This is a genomic window from Mesorhizobium zhangyense (genome assembly GCF_011045115.1).
Taxonomy (GTDB): Bacteria; Pseudomonadota; Alphaproteobacteria; order Rhizobiales; family Rhizobiaceae; genus Mesorhizobium_M; species Mesorhizobium_M zhangyense.
The window spans coordinates 475847-492596 of the sequence record NZ_JAAKZG010000004.1; the positions used below are offsets into that span (position 1 = coordinate 475847).

The window sequence follows — 16750 nt, forward strand, 5'->3', positions numbered from 1 at the left end:
CTCTTTGGGTAAGGGCTTATTTCTTGCGCTGGCGCGTGACGAAGAAGGCGGCGGCAAGCAGGATGAAGCTGCCCACGACCAGCCGCTGCCACGTGCTGGGAATACCGACCATGACCAGCACGCTGTTGATGACGACGATCAGAAGCACGCCGAGGATGGTGCCGAGCACCGTGCCGGTGCCGCCGGTTATCCGCGCACCGCCGAGCACGACCGCGGCAATCACGTTGATTTCCGTTCCCACCAGGTCGAAGGGGTTGGCCTGCCGGTTTGCACAGACATGGATGATGCCGGCAAGACCAGCCAGTGCACCGGCATAGCCGAACAGGAAGACGTGCACGGTGCGCAAATTGTAGCCGAGACGGCTTGCTATGTTGGCGTCGCCCCCGACTGCGAAGATCGCTCGCCCCATCAGCGTGCGGTTCAGAATCCACCAGGTCACGAGCGCTGCAAGCGGCAGGATCAGGAAGTAGACGGGCAGCGTGACGAGCGCGCCATTGGCGGATTCGAACTGGAAGAGCGGCATGCGGCCAAAGGCGCCCATCTGCGGCGGCAGCGACATGATCCACACCGTTCCGATGAAGGACAGCAGGAAACCGCGGAACAGATATTGCGTGCCGATCGTGACGATCAGCGACGGAACCTTCAGGTGATGGACCAGAAGGCCATTGATGACACCGAGAAGCGCGCCGCCGGCGACTGCTATCAGCATGATTACCGCCATCGGCATGCCTGGGAAGTTGTTCAGCACCAGCACCGTCAGCGAATACATGGTGAAGGCGGCAATCGCCGTGAACGAGACATCGATGCCGCCAGCAGCCAATATGATGAAGACGCCAAGCGCGAAGAGGCCCATGACAACGCTTGCGCGGCCGATGTCGATAAGCGTCGAGGGCTGCAGGAAGGCAGGATTAACGATCGCGACGATCACGCAGATCGCGACCAGCAGCATGAAGGTGATCGTTTCCGGCCTTCTGCGCACAAGGTCTCCAAAGCTGAAGGACCGGGATGTGTTTTCGGAGAGCCCGTCGATCCGTGAAGTGCTCATTGGACGGCCTCCAGTTCCGAAGTCAGCATGGCCTTGTAGACCTGTTCCTCGGTCGCCCGCTCTGCTTCGAATTCGGCAACGACGCGGCCGCTGTTCATGACGAGGATGCGATCGGCGTTCTGCAGTAGTTCCGGCAGGTCGTCGCTGACGATGACAAGACCCATGCCGGCTTCGGCGAGAGACTGGATCGCGCGATAGATCATGTCCTTGGAGCCGACATCGACGCCCACCGTCGGGCCGTGCAGCACGAGGAGTTTCGGCGCTATGCTGAGCCAGCGGCCGATCAGCACGCGCTGCTGGTTGCCTCCGGAAAGAGCACCGACCGGCAGGTCGAGGTTCTTCGTGTTGAGGCGCATCTCTTCGGAAAGGCGCGCGGCAATGGCACGGCCCTTGTTCTTGTCGATGATGCCGAACGCGTTGCTGAGCCTGGTCAGGATCAGCGCGATCTCGTTCTCGAAGATCGACTTGTCGAGGAAAAGTCCTTCGGCGAGGCGGTCCTCCGGAACATAGCCGATGCCGTGGCCAATCGCGTCCGCAGGGCGGCGGATCGCAACCTTGCGCCCATCAAGCGAGATGGTGCCGCCGCTGGCGGGCTCGATACCGGTGATGGCCATGGCAAGTTCGTTGCGGCCTGAATCCGCAAGCCCGGTGATCCCTAGGATTTCGCCCTTGCGGACCTTGAAGCTGATATCATGCACGCCGGGCGCCACGAGGCCGGACGCTGCGAAGAGTTCGGCCTCCGCCGGCTTGCCCGTCCGGTAGCGTTCAGAACCGATCGACCGGCCGGTCATCAGCTCGGTGAGTTCCTTTTTGGTATATTGCTCGATCAACCCCTGGGCCACGCACTGGCCGTCGCGAAAAACGACGGCATGGCCGCCGATGCGGTAGCACTCATCGAGCTTGTGGGTCACGAACAGGACGGCGACGTTTTCAGAGCGGAGGCGCTCGACGACCTTAATGAGATTGTCGACCTCCCGGCGGGTGAGCGACGTCGTCGGTTCGTCCATGATGACGAGCTTCGCCCGGGTGGCGATAGCGCGGGCGATGGCGACAAGCTGGCGCGTGGCGAGCGGTAGATCGGAAACAGTGGTGCCAAGGAAAGCGCGGTCGGTCGGCAGGCTGACCATGGCAAGCGCCCTTTCGGCGGTCTGCCTGAGGCGGGAGCGGTCGAAGAGGCGTACGAGGCGCCCATTTGCGCTGACGAGCTGCTCGTTCAGCGCAACGTTTTCGGCAACGGTCAGGTTAGGCAGGAGCGAGAGGTCCTGGTAGACGGTCTCGATACCTGCTGCCAGCGACTGGATCGGCGAAAGCGAAGAAAAGGTCTGGCCATCCAGCACGATCTCTCCATCGCTCGGCTCCAGCGCTCCGGACATGATCTTGATAACCGTGCTCTTGCCGCAGCCGTTCTCGCCCAGCAGGTGGTAGGCCTCGCCGAGGTCAAGCGTCAGGGATATGCCGCGAAGGGCATGCACACCACCGAACCGCTTGTGGATGTTCCTGAGCTCCAGGAACCGGCCGGAGGCTTGTTCGCTGTATTCTTTTGCCGACACGTCGGGATCCTTCGTGAATTGACAGCGCCACGCCATACGAGGCGCTGACGGCCGGAGTGCTTGTCGAAAGCACCCCGGCCGGCTTGGAAGAGCGACTAGAACAGGTAGTCCTTGTAGGTAGCCTTGTCGGCCAGGACCATACCATTGCCGATGATCAGCAGGCCCTCACCCGCACCCTTTTTCACCGCTACCTTGTTGTAGCCTTCGACACCGAGGTCCATGCCGTCCGTGAGTTCCTTCTTTTCGATAAGGAGCTTGGCGACGGCGTTCATGGCCATGCCGGCCTTCTGGGGATCCCAGAAGCCGATCGCCGTGATGGCACCGGTTTCGAGCAGGTCGGCCGAGGGGTTCGGCAGGCCGGTACCAACCAGGCAAATCTTGCCCGACAGGCCGGCTTCGTCGATCGCGCGGCCGACGCCGAGCACGTCATTGCCAGCGGAAGTCTGGAAGCCCTTGATGTCCGGATGCTTGCGCAGGATCTCCTTGGCCTTCTCATAGGTGCCGTTGGCATCGTCGAAGGATTCATTGTTCGGATCGACGAGCTGCATGCCGGAGTATTTCTTGGCGTTCTCCTCGCCAGCACCGACCCACTGCATGTGCGTACGGCTGCCGAGCGAACCGACGAAGGTCGTCCACTTGCCTTCGTTGTTCATGCATTTTGCGAGGCGTTCGTTGAGCGCTGCGCCATAGTCGGCATTGTCGAAGGCCTCGACGTCGGCCTGGGTATTGATCTGGTTGTCAGCCTCATGCGTCACCACCACGATGCCGCGCTCCATGGCACGCTTGAGCGTGCCTTCCAGAACGGCCGGATCCATCGGCACGACGGCAAGTGCGCTGACGCCCTTCGCAACGAGATCCTGGATGATCTGAAGCTGCTGCGCGGAATCGGCAGTTGCCGGACCGCTCTGGCTTGCGACGACATCCGGGTTCGCCTCGGCGAAAGCCTGGACGCCGGTGCTCATGCGGTCGAACCACGGAATGCCACTGATCTTCACCACAGTGGCGATGACAGGTTTATCTTGCGCCAGGAGCGTGCCGATCGAACCGGTAAGCATCGCTGCCGCAACCGCGGTGCCTGCCAGAAACTTCTTGGATAGCGTTTTCATTCTCTCCTCCACATTAGATCTCCCTCAGTTGTCTTGCTTCGGCGCGTGAGGGACAGGCACCGAAGAAACCGTTTGGCGAATGCCAGGGAACAGGAAGCCCGTGAGGTCGTATCGACCTACCGCCAGGAACGTCAGAAGCAGCAGGCCCCAGGCGAAGTCGCGCACGAAATTCGAGAGTCCGCCGAAGTTGAGAAGGCTGGACATCAGCTGCAGCGCCACCGCGCTCAGCACCACGCAGACCACCCGTCCGTAACCACCCTCGGGCTTCACGCCGGCCATGACGGCGATGAGGATCGCGATAAGCAGATATGAGCTGCCATAGTCGAACTTCACATTGACGTTGCGCGCAGCGATGATGATACCTGCAAGTCCGGAAAGCAGGCCGCTGATCGCATAGGTTGCGACCAGAACGCCGGTCTTCGGGAAGCCGGCATAGACCGCGGCTTTAGGATTGGTGCCCATCAGCATCAACCACAGCCCATAGGGCGTAAACTTCAGGACAGCCGCAATCAGGCCAGCCACGATCACGAAGAGGAGGAAGCTGATCGGCACTGCGAGGAACATGTCGTTGCCGATGCTGGAAAGCAGTGCCGGACTGCCGACCATCACGGCCTTTCCGCCTGAGACGACGATCGCGAGCCCCATGAACGCCATCTGTGTGCCGAGCGTGCACAGGATGGGGGTGATGTTCAGCTTCGAGATCAGAAGACCGTTGATCACACCCCCGAGAAAGCCGATCGCCAATGCGCCGAAGATGAACGCCAGGCTGAAGGCCGTCTCGCTTTCCCCACTCGAAATGAAGGCCGAGACTATCACTGCCGAAAGGACGCCGGAGAGATTCGCAAGCGCAATGCCGGAAAGGTCGATACCGCCATTGCCCGCGCACATGGCAAGCATGACGCCGATCGCCAGCAGACCAATTTCCGGCAGTTGGCTCGCCATGGACTGGAGATTGAACAGCGAAAGAAAGGAGCCGCCGGAAATGGCGGCGCCAAGAACCAGCAGCAGGCCATTGATCGCAACGAGCATGACCAGCTGCCCGCCGGCTTTCTGCATGGTCTCCTCCCATGTTTAGTAAACAAGTGCGAGCTTTAGTAAAGAGTTAGCAAAGCAATTTAGCCAGCGCAAGCCCGTTATCGTTGAAACCTTCTTGTGAACGGGTCGGTTTTGGCCTACCTCTCGCGAGCCGGAGCGAATACGTTTACTAAACTTCCTCGCAGCCGCAGCATAAATTGGGGGCCATTCGGGTACGCATGAAGGGCAAGAAAACACGGACGATCCGGGACATTGCAGGTGCGGCAGGTGTATCGCCGGCCACGGTTTCGCTTGTCCTGAACGGAAAGGGCGACATTTCCGGCGTCACGCGGGCCCGTGTGCTCGAGGCGGTCGCAAGCCTCAACTACGTGCCGCGCGTATCGAAGAGCGGCTCGGAGCCGGGGGCGACGCTGCGCTTCCTGAAAATTGCCAAGCATGGCCATACCGTGAACCGGGATCACAGCGTTTTCATCTCCGATTACATCGACGGCATGTCGGCCGAGGCCACGCGGCGTAACTACACGCTCGAAGTCGTGAGCTTCGAGGGGCAGCCGATCAGCACCGTGGCGGAGTCGCTTGCCGGCGCGCCCATAGCCGGCGTCATTGCGCTTGGCACGGAACTCACCGAGGCCGACATCCGGCTGATCCAGGGGCTCGGCCTGCCGACCGTGTTCATCGACACGTTCTATCAGGTGGTCGACGCCAACTTCGTCGACATGAACAACGAGGATGCAGTGCACAAGGTGCTCGCCCGCTTTCAAAAGCAGGGTTACGAGCGCATCGGCTTCGTCGCCTCGCATGTCGACACGACCAATTTCCGGCTCAGGCGCGACGCCTTCTTCACCAACATGGCGCGGCTCGGCCTCAAGGTGCGCGAGGCTGACGTGCTATCGGTGGAGTCGACCTATGACGGCGCCTATGTCGATACCCGCGCGTTGCTCGAGGACGGCCTTGACCTTGCCGAATGCTATTTCTGCACCAACGACATTATTGCCTACGGTTTCATTCGGGCACTCAAGGAGCACGGCGTCGCGATCCCCGACGACGTCTCGATCATCGGCTTCGACAATCTGCCGCAAAGCGCGACCATGGAGCCCGGGCTGTCGACGATCGAAGTCTCCAAGCGCAAGATAGGCTATCTCGCCGTGACGATGCTCGACGACCTGATCAGCGCCGCAGAGCCACAGCCACCGGTGAAAATCCTGGTCGGCGCCGATCTGGTGCTGCGTGCAAGCCACGAGCGGGGCGCGACCCATCCCATCGGCCGCCGCGCCCCGAAAATTGCGGCAAAGCTGCCTGCGGACTGAGGTCCAGGCGGCGGAACGAGGAGGCGTTCCCATACCGCAGATCGCATTCATCCACACCACAGCCGATCTAGCCACGCGCTTGCGCCCACTCGCGGCGGAAAGCCCTGCCCGGCTGAACCATCACGACAGACGACAATCAAACTATTCTCGGGAGTCAGAACCATGGAATACAGGACGCTGGGACGCTCGGGCCTCAAGGTCTCGGCCATTGCGATGGGCACCTTCTCGTTCGGCGGCGTCGGGGGTTTTTCCAAGGTCGCCAGCCAGGGCGTGAACGAGGCCAGGCGGCTTGTCGACACTTGCATCGAAGGCGGCGTGAACCTCTTCGATACCGCCAACATGTATTCGCTGGGCCGTTCGGAGGAGATCCTCGGGGAAGCACTGGGAGAAAAACGCAACCGCGTTCTCATTTCGTCCAAGGCACGCATGCGCATCGGCGACGGGCCGAATGACGAGGGCGTCTCGCGCTACCATCTGATACGCGAATGCGAACTGAGCCTGAAGCGGCTCCGGACCGACCACATCGACATCTATTTCATGCATGAATGGGATGGGCTGACGCCGGTAGACGAAATGCTCTCGGCGCTCGATACATTGATGCAGCAAGGCAAGATCCGCTACATCGGCTGCTCGAACTATTCGGGCTGGCACATCATGAAGGCGCTGGGCGCGTCTGAAGCAAAGAACCTGCCGCGCTTCGTTACCCAGCAAATCCACTACACGCTCGAGGCGCGCGAGGCGGAATACGAACTCCTGCCGATCTCGGTGGACCAGGGTCTCGGCGTCATGGTCTGGAGCGCGCTGGCCGCAGGCTTGCTTTCGGGCGCCTTCGGCCGCAACAGGACGCCCGCCGACTCGCGCCAGGCCGCCGGCTGGACCGAACCACCGATCCGCGATGAGGAGCGGCTCTGGACGATTGTCGACGTATTGGAAGAGATCGCCAGAGATCGTGGCGTGTCGGTTGCCCAGGTCTCGCTTGCCTGGACGCTCTCGCGTCCGGCAATCTCCAGCCTCGTGGTCGGTGGCCTGAGCGAACAGCAGTTCAAGGAGAATATCGCAGCCGTCGACCTGAAGCTCGGTGAAGAGGAACTCAAAAGGCTCAATCTGGCGAGCCGCCCTGCCTACATCTATCCGTACTGGCACCAGCACAACTTCGCCCGAGATCGCTTCTGCCAAGGCGACTGGGCGCTCCATGCAAGTTATGAGGATGTTGGAATGGTTTGACCGGGCGGCTGGTGCGCGCCGGAAGAGCCCGCGCCAGCGACGATGAGGTCATACTTCCGCTGCCACGGGTGTTGGCTCCACTCCTCGATCAATCATGCGGCCGCTGGTGGTCGCTTTCACTGACGCCGACCAGGCTCGGCAGACCGTTCGGAGTGCCCTGCGAATCTGGTCTTTCCTTTTGCTAGCGAGCCCGAAACTTTCCGCCCTGAGCGGCAAATCAAAAAGCTCAAGCTGCTCAAGCGGCAGATGCAAGGCGGCGAAAAACTCTCACTGTTAGAAGCCCGCGGCATCGGAACACCTTCAACATCATCAAATGCGTCAGAGCCCTTATTCCACGCCGAAACACAGGTTCGGCGGAGCTCTCGTTTCGATGGCAGGAAACCGACGCTGGACGGATTGCGATATGTATAGGCATAATGCTTCAGGTACAGACATTCTGCTTAAATGGTAGGCAAAATTCAGCAAATATTTTCCCGTTACCACAACTAAATAGGAAAAATCGACTATCAGATGTCGCATTTTCCTTATAATTTACTAGTGCACTTGGGATTTTATCATCTGCAGGCAACCCTTCCAACTCCTCGGAGACAGTCATGATTTTCAACTTACTGAAAGCCGCCGGGCTCGGCGCCCTGGCCTCTCTCGCCATCACGTCTTCGAGCTTCGCGGACGCCGTCAAGATCGGCAGCAAGAACTTTACCGAACAGTTCGTCGTCGCTGAAATCTATGCCCAGGCACTCGAGAAGGCTGGCATCGAGGTCGAGCGTCGCCTCAACCTCGGCGCAACGCTTATCGCGCATGGCGCGCTGACCAATGGCGACATCGATCTCTATCCCGAATACACCGGCACAGCACTTGCCGCGGTGGTCAAGGGCGACCTGTCCGGCAGTGCCGACAAGATCTACGGCGAGGTCAAGGACTACTACGAAAAGAACCTCAAGCTGACGCTGCTCGATCCGACCAAGATCAACAACGGCTACGCCATCATCCTGCTTCCCGAGACGGCGGAAAAGTACAAGCTGAAGACGCTGACCGACCTTGGACCGGCATCCAAAGACCTCACCTTCGGCGCTGAAGGCACGTTCGGTGAACGCAAGGACGGGCTGCCGGGACTGGAAAAGGTCTATGGGATCAAGTTCAAGGAGTTCGTCAAATTCGCCAAGCTCGGCATCCGCTACAGCGCGCTGACCAGCAAGCAGATCGACGTCTCCTTCGGCTTCACCACCGACTGGCAGATCGCCGACAGCAAGCTGGCCGTGCTCGATGACGACAAGGCGCTTTTCCCGCCCTACTACCTCGTTCCGGTCGTGCGGCAGGATGCGCTGGAAAAGAACCCCAAGATCGCCGAGGTGCTGAACAAGATCAGCCCGCTTCTCAACAATGAGAACATGCGCGAACTGAATGCCGCCGTGGAACGCGACCGCAAGGAGCCTGCCGAAGTTGCGACCGAATTTCTGGCAGCCAACGGCATCTGAAGACTTCCGGGCCATGGCGAGATAGGATTCCCGCCGGCCAAATCATCAGACCCGGGCGCGATGACGGCCTATCCGTCTCCATCGCGCCCGGTTTTCATCAGCGGGCGGACTTGTGACCTGGGCACCTAAGCACATACCCGAAATATTGGCGGCGGCTGGACAGCACCTCGTGCTTTCGCTGCTTTCGGTGCTGATCGGCGGCATCATTGCGGTGGCGCTGGGCATCGTATGCGCGCGCAGGCCGCGGCTCTATGCGTTTGCCCTGACGATTACGGGCATCATCTTCGTCATCCCGAGCCTTGCGCTGTTTGCGCTGATGATCCCGTTCCTGGGGCTTGGCATGAAGCCGGCCCTGGTCGGGCTTTCCTCCTACTGCCTGCTCATTTTGCTGCGCAACGTGGTGACGGGCCTGCGCGGCGTTCCGGAAGACATTCTCGATGCCGCCGACGGCATGGGCTACGGCCCCTGGCAGCGGCTCGTTCGCATCGAGCTCCCCCTGGCGCTGCCCTTGATCCTCTCCGGCATCCGCATTGCGCTCGTCACCGTCATCGGTATCGCGACGGTCGCGGCCTTCATCGATGCCGGCGGACTGGGCACCATCATCCTTATGGGGATAGACCAGAATTATCCTGAAAAGATCCTCGTCGGCGGCCTGCTGACGGCGTTCATCGCGACCTTCTTCGATGTCCTGCTGAGCCGGACCGAAAAGGCCATCGTTCGCTGGCGGAGCGACTGACGATGGTGCAGCAGGCTTTCAACTGGGTCCTGGAACATCCGGACGAATTCAATCGCGCGCTTTGGCAGCATCTCTTGATGTCGGGCGCGTCGATGGCCTTTGCGTTGCTGATCGGCATTCCGCTGGCGATCGTCATCCTCGGCCGCGAGCGACTGGCCTTCGCCGCGATCAACACGGTCAACGCGATCCGCACCCTGCCGAGCCTGGCCATCCTGGCGATCATGATGCCGTTGCTTGGCATCGGCCTCTGGCCGTCGATCGTCGCGCTGACCTTCCTCGCTCTGCCGCCGATCCTGCTCAACGCGCATGTCGGCCTGCGCAATGTCGATGCCGACGCGGTCGAGGCCGCGATCGGCATGGGCATGAGCCGCTGGCAATTGCTGCGGCGCATCCAGATTCCGCTGGCAGCACCCGCGATGTTTGCCGGTGCCCGCACCGCCGCCGTGCAGGTGCTGGCCGGCGCGACGCTCGCGCCTTTCATCGGCGGTGGCGGTCTTGGCGACTTCATCGCCGTCGGTGTCGCCGGGATGGATATGTCGCGGCTGCTTGTCGGCGCCGTCCCGATCGCGTTGCTGGCGCTCGCGACCGAATTCCTGCTCGGCCGCACCGAGAAAGTCCTGTTCGGAGAAAGAACGGCCGCATGATCACGATGGAACACGTCACCAAACGCTATGGCGAAGGCGCGGCCGCTTCCGTCGACGATCTCAGCATCGAGGTCCCCGAGGGCGTGACCGTGGCGCTGGTCGGGCCGTCCGGTTGCGGCAAGACCACGACAATGCGGATGATCAACCGCCTGATCGACCCGACAGAAGGGCGGATCGTCGTCAATGGCGCCGATGTCCGTTCCGTCGATCCGGTGATCTTCCGCCGTCATATCGGCTACGTCATCCAGCAGGTCGGCCTGTTCCCGCATATGACGATCGCGCAGAATGTCGGCGCGGTGCCGAAGCTGCTTGGCTGGTCCGCCGACAGGATAGCAAAACGCAACGATGAACTGATGCAACTGGTAGGCCTCGACCCGGAAATGCTGCGCCGCTATCCACGCCAGCTTTCCGGCGGCCAGCGCCAGCGCGTCGGCGTTGCGCGTGCGCTCGCGGCCGACCCGCCGGTGCTTCTGATGGACGAACCCTTCGGCGCCATCGACCCGATCGCCCGCGCGCGACTGCAGGAAGAGTTCCGGCAGATCCTGCGCCGCGTCCGAAAGACCGTCGTGCTGGTCACCCACGATCTGGATGAGGCGATCCGGCTGGGCGACAGGCTGGCCATCATGCGCGACGGCAAGATCGTGCAATACGATACGCCCGATGCCATCCTGTCGCATCCTGCGGACGAATTCGTGGAGAATTTTGTTGGCCTGGACCGCGCCTTGAAGCGGCTCAGCCTGTTCACTGTCGAGACGGCCATGACCAAAGGCGCGCCGAACGGAAAAGCCGGCAAGGTGGCGGCGGGCACGAACCTGCGCGATGCGCTGGCGCTGATGGCGGCGGACAACAGCGAGGTGCTGGCGGTGACCGACGCCTCTGGCGCTGTGCTCGGACAGTTGAAACGCGACGCGATTTTTGCGGTCTGATCCGGAATTCAGGAGGAGGAACAAAGCGCCGATGAGCCGCGAACGGACAATGCATCTCGGTATTTCTTTCTCCCCCGGAAGCGGTTCTGCCGCAGCCGCTTTGGATTTCGGCCTGTTCGCGCAACTGGTCCAAAAGGCCGAGGCGAATGCGCTCGACATGGTGGTGTTTGCCGATGCCGCGCCCTTCGAGGCTACGACGCTGGTGGCGGCGCTCGCCACGGTGACCAGCAGGATCGGGCTCGTTGCCGCAGCGTCGACAGTCGCGCATCAGCCCTACAATCTCGCTCGCCGTTTCGCCTCGCTCGACGTCATCAGCCATGGCCGCACCGGCTGGCACGCTTCGATGACGCAGAGCCCGCTCGAGGCAGCGAATTTCAGCCGTCCGGACGGCTTTTCTCCCGACGGCTTTCGTCGGCGGACGGAGGAATATCTCGATATCGTTCAAGGCCTGTGGAAAGGCTGGGACACTGATGCGCTGCTCTTCGACAAGGTGGGCGGGCGTTTCCACGATCCCGCAAAGATGCACCTGCTCGATCACAAGGGCGAGTTCTTTTCCGTTCGCGGGCCTCTGAATGTCGCGCGGTCTCCGCAGGATACGCCCGCGCTGGTGATGTCCAGCCTGTCGGCGTCGGACTTGGACATTGCCGCCCGCACGGCCGATGTCGTGCTGACGGACGAAGTATCACCCGAAAGCGCCAAGCTGTTCCATGACGATCTGACTGCCCGCGCCGCAGCATGCCGACGCGAGCCCGATGCGGTGAAGATATTCGTCACGCTGGAGCCGTCGGGCACGCCGGCCGAAACCGCCGACCGGCTCGAAGCGCGGTTCCAGTCAGGAACCTGCCACGGCTTCAACATCGTCCTGCCGCCGCAGATGGCCGCGCTCGACGATTTCGTCGGTGGTGTCCTGCCGGAGCTGCGGCAGCGCGGCCTCGCCCGGTACGACTATGCCGGCGCGACGTTGCGCGCAAATCTTGGCCTTGCCGGGGGAGGCGCATCATGACGGCCAATCGCAGGCAGATGAAACTCGGAGCCTTTCTGTGGGCCACCGGACATCACATCGCGGCGTGGCGTCATCCCAATGCGCATGTCACGGCCGGCATCGACATCGATCATTACATACAGCTTGCGCGCACCGCCGAGGCTGCCAAATTCGATCTCATCTTTTGCGAGGATGCCGCAGGCCTGCGCGAGGCCAACATCGCCATCGCCAGCCAGACCTCGCGCTCGATAGGCTTCGAGCCTATCAGCCTGCTCGCCGCGCTCGCTGCCCAGACGAGCCATATCGGTCTCGTCGCAACGGCCTCGACCAGCTACAACGAACCTTACGGCCTGGCCCGCGCCTTCTCCTCGCTCGACCAGATCAGCGGCGGGCGCTCCGGCTGGAATCTTGTTACGTCGGCCAGCCACATAGAAGCGGCGAATTTCGGCTCGACCGGCTTGCGTCCGCATTCCGACCGCTATGAGCGCGCCCGCGAATTCGCGACTGTCGTCGCCGGCCTGTGGCATGGCGATGGTGCCAATGCGCTCAACCATGACGGCCGGAACTTTTCGGTGCGCGACCCGCTGGACCTGCCGCCCTCGCCGCAGGGCGCGCCGGTGATGGTGCAGGCCGGGGCTTCCGACGAGGGCCGCGATCTTGCCGCCCGCACCGCCGACGTCGTGTTCACCGCCGCACAGACCTTCGAGGAGGCAAAGGCCTTCTACGACGATCTCAAGGCGCGTCTGGTCGCCTGCGGGCGCGAACCGGACGATATCAAGATCATGCCGGGCGTCGCGCCCGTCGTGGCGGCAAGCGAAGCGGAAGCCCGCGCAAAGGTTGACGAGTTGCAGGAACTGATCCCCGACGATGTCGGCGTGGCGCTGCTGTCCAGCTATCTCAGCACCGACCTGTCGGCCTATCCGGTCGACGGCCCGCTGCCTGAACTACCGGCCACCGAGGGAATGCAGAGCCGGCAAGCCCTCGTTGTCGAACAGTCGCGCCGCGACAATCTTTCGATAAGGCAGCTTGCACGCCACTTTGCCGGCGCGCGCGGACACTGGCGCGTGGTTGGTACGCCGGCACAGATCGCGGACGAGCTTCAGGCGCGGTTTGAAGGTGGCGCTGCCGACGGCTTTAACGTCATGCCGTCCTATTTCCCCGGAGAACTCGATGCCTTTGCCACGCTCGTCGTGCCGGAACTGCAGCGCCGCGGCCTGTTCCGGCAGGACTACGAAGGCCGCACACTGCGTGAACATCTTGGCCTGAAAAAACCGGTGCGGAAATGATAGACGTCTCAGAGATCACTGCCCTCGGAACCACAATCGCCGGCGAAATCATCGAAAAGCGTGTCTTTGATCGGCATGTCGGCTCGATCGGCACCGATCTCGATCTTGCCTATGAGGTTCAGGACGAAGTTGTGCGGCAGCTGCAGGCGAGCAAGCCGCAGCGTAAGATCGGCGGTTACAAGATCGCCTTCAACAAGGCGTCGTCGCTGCAGTACTACGGGCTCGATGAACCCTGCATCGCGCCTGTCTTCGCCGATCTGATCGTGCCGAGCGGCGCGGTTCTTGATGGCATCGACTACCGCGACCTTATCATCGAACCGGAACTGGTCCTCACCCTTTCGCGCGACTTGCCGGCGAGGCAATGCAGCCGCGACGAAATCCTGGCCAGTCTGGAACCGGTGCGGCCCGGCTTCGAGCTGTTGGACCCGCGCAACGCTTTCGCCCTTGATCCAACTGCGGCGCAAGCGGTGGCGCAGGGCATATACAATGTCGGCGCGGTCATCGGCGGTCCGGGCATCGCGATCGAAAGTCTCGATCTGGCGACGCTGACGACAAGCGTATCAATCGACGGGAAAGTAGTCGCCGAGGCAACGGGTGCTGCGCCGCAGGACCCGTTGGAGGTTGTCGCCTGGATGACGCGCGTTTTGGCCGACAGAGGTGAACAGCTGCGGGCCGGAATGTCGGTCCTGTGTGGAACGCATCTGCCGACCCGCTCCGTCGCCGCGCCCTCCGAGGTCTCCGTCTCCATGACCAGCGTCGGACACGCGTCGTTCAGGTTGCGGTAGTCCGCGGCGATATATTCCCGGCTGGGGTGACGCGAGCCGCGATGCCGGGTTCGATTTTTCAAGGAGTGCCCATGCAGCCGATCTACCTGACCTACCTGAACCGGCACGATATCGAGGCGGCAGCACTTTCGGACGCCGAAATACTGGCGGCCATCGAGGCGAGCCTTGGCATGCAGGGACGCGGCGAAACGGTGATCGAGCCTCGCGTGCATCTGGAGCCGAAGGCCGGCGTCGAGGGCCACTTCAACGTCCTGCGCGGCTGGATCGGCGGCGAGATCGATGCGGCGGGTGTGAAGGTGGTCGGCGATTTCGTCGACAACTACAAGCAGGGCCTGCCGTCTGAATTCGGGATCTTGAACCTGTTCGATCCGCGCACCGGCATGCCCACCGCCATCATGGATGCCAGCGGCATCACCGACATGCGCACCGGAGCGGTGACTGCGGTCGGTGCCAAATACCTCGCCCGCAAGGGATCGAAGACGCTCGGTCACATCGGTGCACGCGGCACGGCCTATTGGAACGTCAGACTGCTGGACAGCCTGTTCGATTTCGAAACGATCCGCGTCCATTCGCGCCGGCCCGAAAGCCGCAACGCCTTTGCCGAGAAGCTCAGCCGCGACCTCGGCAAGGAGGTCATCGCCACCGACGACTGGCGCTCCTGCGTCGAGGACGCGGATATCGTGGTGGAGGCCTCACGGCTCAGCGCGCCGCAACCCATGCTGAAGACCGAATGGATCAAGCCGGGCGCATTCGTCGTGCCTTATGGCACGATGAGCGCGGTGGAGCTTTCGCTGACCGATATCATGTCCAAGATGGTCGTCGACGATTGGGGTCAGTGCAAGGGTGGCAAGTTCGGGTCGCTGCGCGCTCATGTCGAGGCAGGCAAACTGTCGGAAGCGACGCTCCATGCCGAACTCGGGCAGATCGTGGCCGGTCTCAAGCCCGGGCGCGAGAAAGATGCCGAGACCATCCTGTTCTGGCATCGCGGCCTGTCGCTGTCCGATATCGCGCTCGGCCATGCCATTTTGAAGAAAGCCGCCGGTATGGGCGCCGGCCACAGGTTGCGCTACGCATGAGCGTGCCCGATTTCCATCTTGGCGCCCGCCCGCTGAGCATCGCGGATGTGGTGAACGCCGCGCACACGCCGCTGCGGGTCGTGCTGAGCCCAGAAATCCGCGCCCGCATGCAGGCTTCGCGCGCGGTGGTCGACGATCATCTGGCGCGCAATATCCCGGTCTACGGGCTCAACACGGGTCTTGGCGGCAATGTCGGGCATCGCATCACGCAGGACGAGATACCGGCGTTTCAGGAGCAGATGGTGCGCGGCCGCATCGCCGGCGTCGGCGACCCGCTGCCCATCGAGACCTGCCGGGCCGCCCTGTTCTGCCGCATCGCCACTCTGGCGCAGGGTGGAGCCGGAGTGTCGCCGCATGTCCATGATCTGATGATCGCGATGCTGGAGCGGGACGTCGTTCCGGTCATTCCATCGCGCGGGTCGCTCGGCACCGGCGATCTGGTCCTCATGATGAGTGTCGCTGCGGTGCTGATCGGGCGAGGTCGCGCCTATTTCCGCGGGCGAGTCCTTTCCGGCGCGGAAGCCTTGAAAGCGGCCGGGCTCGCGCCGGTCAAACTCGGCTCCAAGGATGGCCTCGCCGTCGGCAATGCCTCGTCTGTCACCTGCGCCATGGCAGCCCTTTCCCTCGAGGCGGTGCGCGCGCTGTTGACTGTCCATATCGCGACAGCCGCCTTTGCCTGCGAAGGCTATGCCGCCAATGCGCTGATCTTCCACCCGCGCCTGGTGGCGGCGCGACCGGCCAACGGCCAGCAACAGGCGGCAACGCTGTTCCGCAAAGCCATGGAAGGCAGCAGCCAGACGCAGGCTGCGGCCTCGCGGCAGATACAGGACGCCATCTCCTTCCGCACGCTGCCGCAAATAACTGGAACGGTCCTCGGTGCTTTCGAGGCCGCGCGCGATGCCGTCGAAATCGAGCTGAATGCGGTTGCGGATAATCCGCTGGTTCTGCCTGAAACCGGCGAGATCCATTCCTCCGCCAATTTCCACACGCCCTCCATAGCGCTGGCGTTCGACACACTGGCCATCGCGCTTGTGCATCTCGCCACCGCCTCGGCGCAGCGGTCGATCAAGCTGATGACCGGGCGGCTTTCAGGTTTGCCGAACTATCTGTCGCCGGTCGGCGGCGCGGCCGCCGGTTTCGTTCCCATGCAGAAGTCTATCGCGGCACTCCACGCGGAAATCCGGCTGAAGGCGCAGCCCGCCAGTCTTGATGCAATCGTCGTTTCCGACACCGTCGAGGACCTCGCGCCGCAGACCACTCTCACCATCCGCAAACTCGACGAGCAGATCGAACTTGTCCGCTGGCTGGTCTCGATCGAGGCGCTTCTGTCAGCTCAGGCTTGCGACCTGCGCGTGGCGGCGGAACCGGAACGCAAACTCGGAGATGCCGGCAGTCTCCTTCACAAGATGGTGCGCGCGGTGGCGGCAGAACTGGTGGAAGACCACGAGACCGGCCCCGATGCCGCAGCGGTCCATGACATGCTGTGGAAGAGGGATACGATAAAGGCGATCGACGCCCTGTTTTCCGGCATTCCCTCAATCATATCCGCGTAAGCGGGAAAACTTAGGCGATC

General features: G+C 62.3%; 15 protein-coding genes. 11 read left to right on the top strand and 4 right to left on the bottom strand.

The genetic code is table 11. The features are described from left to right. Window positions 1–16: 16 nt before the first annotated feature. From G6N74_RS12035 to G6N74_RS12050, 4 genes are read right to left on the bottom strand one after another with little or no spacing between them, the layout of a single operon-like run. Entirely contained in the window at window positions 17–1045 is a 1029-nt protein-coding gene (locus G6N74_RS12035) for an ABC transporter permease (RefSeq protein WP_165117550.1), read from the bottom strand. Continuing rightward, entirely contained in the window at window positions 1042–2631 is a 1590-nt protein-coding gene (locus G6N74_RS12040; RefSeq protein WP_165117552.1) for a sugar ABC transporter ATP-binding protein, read from the bottom strand. The genes G6N74_RS12035 and G6N74_RS12040 overlap by 4 nt, the downstream gene beginning before the upstream one ends. A gap of 59 nt (window positions 2632–2690) precedes the next feature. Then, a complete protein-coding gene (locus G6N74_RS12045) occupies window positions 2691–3701 on the bottom strand; it encodes a substrate-binding domain-containing protein (RefSeq protein ID WP_165117554.1) in 1011 nt (336 codons plus the stop codon). A 24-nt stretch (window positions 3702–3725) separates the two neighbouring features. Then, window positions 3726–4757 carry an ABC transporter permease gene (locus G6N74_RS12050; protein WP_165117556.1) on the bottom strand — a complete coding sequence of 344 codons (1032 nt, stop codon included), beginning with the start codon at window positions 4755–4757 and terminating at the stop codon, window positions 3726–3728. A gap of 197 nt (window positions 4758–4954) precedes the next feature. Here G6N74_RS12050 and G6N74_RS12055 point away from each other — a divergent pair, with 197 nt between their 5' ends. The 11 genes from G6N74_RS12055 (at window position 4955) to G6N74_RS12105 (ending at window position 16730) form a co-directional block, all read left to right on the top strand. Further along, window positions 4955–6043 carry a LacI family DNA-binding transcriptional regulator gene (locus tag G6N74_RS12055; protein WP_165117558.1) on the top strand — a complete coding sequence of 363 codons (1089 nt, stop codon included), beginning with the start codon at window positions 4955–4957 and terminating at the stop codon, window positions 6041–6043. 162 nt (window positions 6044–6205) lie between these two features. Further along, window positions 6206–7267: an aldo/keto reductase gene (locus G6N74_RS12060; RefSeq protein WP_165117560.1), complete on the top strand. Its 1062-nt coding sequence runs from the start codon at window positions 6206–6208 to the stop codon at window positions 7265–7267. A 593-nt stretch (window positions 7268–7860) separates the two neighbouring features. Then, entirely contained in the window at window positions 7861–8742 is an 882-nt protein-coding gene (locus tag G6N74_RS12065) for a glycine betaine ABC transporter substrate-binding protein (RefSeq protein ID WP_165117562.1), read from the top strand. A 112-nt stretch (window positions 8743–8854) separates the two neighbouring features. After that, on the top strand, window positions 8855–9478 hold the full coding sequence (locus G6N74_RS12070; RefSeq protein ID WP_165117564.1) for an ABC transporter permease: 624 nt from the start codon (window positions 8855–8857) through the stop codon (window positions 9476–9478). A 2-nt stretch (window positions 9479–9480) separates the two neighbouring features. Next, on the top strand, window positions 9481–10122 hold the full coding sequence (locus G6N74_RS12075; protein ID WP_165117566.1) for an ABC transporter permease: 642 nt from the start codon (window positions 9481–9483) through the stop codon (window positions 10120–10122). Further along, a complete protein-coding gene (locus tag G6N74_RS12080; RefSeq protein WP_165117568.1) occupies window positions 10119–11048 on the top strand; it encodes an ABC transporter ATP-binding protein in 930 nt (309 codons plus the stop codon). Before G6N74_RS12075 ends, G6N74_RS12080 begins: the two co-directional genes overlap by 4 nt. Before the next feature lie 31 nt (window positions 11049–11079). After that, window positions 11080–12051, top strand: a complete 972-nt coding sequence (locus G6N74_RS12085) for an LLM class flavin-dependent oxidoreductase (protein ID WP_246245730.1) — start codon at window positions 11080–11082, stop codon at window positions 12049–12051. Continuing rightward, window positions 12048–13316 carry an LLM class flavin-dependent oxidoreductase gene (locus G6N74_RS12090; protein ID WP_165117570.1) on the top strand — a complete coding sequence of 423 codons (1269 nt, stop codon included), beginning with the start codon at window positions 12048–12050 and terminating at the stop codon, window positions 13314–13316. Before G6N74_RS12085 ends, G6N74_RS12090 begins: the two co-directional genes overlap by 4 nt. Further along, complete coding sequence (locus G6N74_RS12095; RefSeq protein ID WP_165117572.1) at window positions 13313–14101, top strand: 2-keto-4-pentenoate hydratase; 789 nt, start codon at window positions 13313–13315, stop codon at window positions 14099–14101. Before G6N74_RS12090 ends, G6N74_RS12095 begins: the two co-directional genes overlap by 4 nt. Window positions 14102–14172: 71 nt before the next feature. Further along, complete coding sequence (locus G6N74_RS12100; RefSeq protein WP_165117574.1) at window positions 14173–15177, top strand: ornithine cyclodeaminase family protein; 1005 nt, start codon at window positions 14173–14175, stop codon at window positions 15175–15177. Continuing rightward, entirely contained in the window at window positions 15174–16730 is a 1557-nt protein-coding gene (locus G6N74_RS12105; protein ID WP_165117577.1) for an HAL/PAL/TAL family ammonia-lyase, read from the top strand. Before G6N74_RS12100 ends, G6N74_RS12105 begins: the two co-directional genes overlap by 4 nt. The last annotated feature ends 20 nt before the right edge of the window (window positions 16731–16750 follow it).

Coding starts and splice junctions, on each gene's coding strand:
- G6N74_RS12105 (WP_165117577.1), top strand. CDS start 15,174: ATGAGCGTGCCCGATTTCCATCTTGGCGCCCGCCCGCTGAGCATCGCG.
- G6N74_RS12060 (WP_165117560.1), top strand. CDS start 6,206: ATGGAATACAGGACGCTGGGACGCTCGGGCCTCAAGGTCTCGGCCATT.
- G6N74_RS12080 (WP_165117568.1), top strand. CDS start 10,119: ATGATCACGATGGAACACGTCACCAAACGCTATGGCGAAGGCGCGGCC.
- G6N74_RS12100 (WP_165117574.1), top strand. CDS start 14,173: ATGCAGCCGATCTACCTGACCTACCTGAACCGGCACGATATCGAGGCG.
- G6N74_RS12095 (WP_165117572.1), top strand. CDS start 13,313: ATGATAGACGTCTCAGAGATCACTGCCCTCGGAACCACAATCGCCGGC.
- G6N74_RS12045 (WP_165117554.1), bottom strand. CDS start 3,701: ATGAAAACGCTATCCAAGAAGTTTCTGGCAGGCACCGCGGTTGCGGCA.
- G6N74_RS12075 (WP_165117566.1), top strand. CDS start 9,481: ATGGTGCAGCAGGCTTTCAACTGGGTCCTGGAACATCCGGACGAATTC.
- G6N74_RS12090 (WP_165117570.1), top strand. CDS start 12,048: ATGACGGCCAATCGCAGGCAGATGAAACTCGGAGCCTTTCTGTGGGCC.
- G6N74_RS12040 (WP_165117552.1), bottom strand. CDS start 2,631: ATGGCGTGGCGCTGTCAATTCACGAAGGATCCCGACGTGTCGGCAAAA.
- G6N74_RS12055 (WP_165117558.1), top strand. CDS start 4,955: ATGAAGGGCAAGAAAACACGGACGATCCGGGACATTGCAGGTGCGGCA.
- G6N74_RS12050 (WP_165117556.1), bottom strand. CDS start 4,757: ATGCAGAAAGCCGGCGGGCAGCTGGTCATGCTCGTTGCGATCAATGGC.
- G6N74_RS12065 (WP_165117562.1), top strand. CDS start 7,861: ATGATTTTCAACTTACTGAAAGCCGCCGGGCTCGGCGCCCTGGCCTCT.
- G6N74_RS12085 (WP_246245730.1), top strand. CDS start 11,080: ATGAGCCGCGAACGGACAATGCATCTCGGTATTTCTTTCTCCCCCGGA.
- G6N74_RS12035 (WP_165117550.1), bottom strand. CDS start 1,045: ATGAGCACTTCACGGATCGACGGGCTCTCCGAAAACACATCCCGGTCC.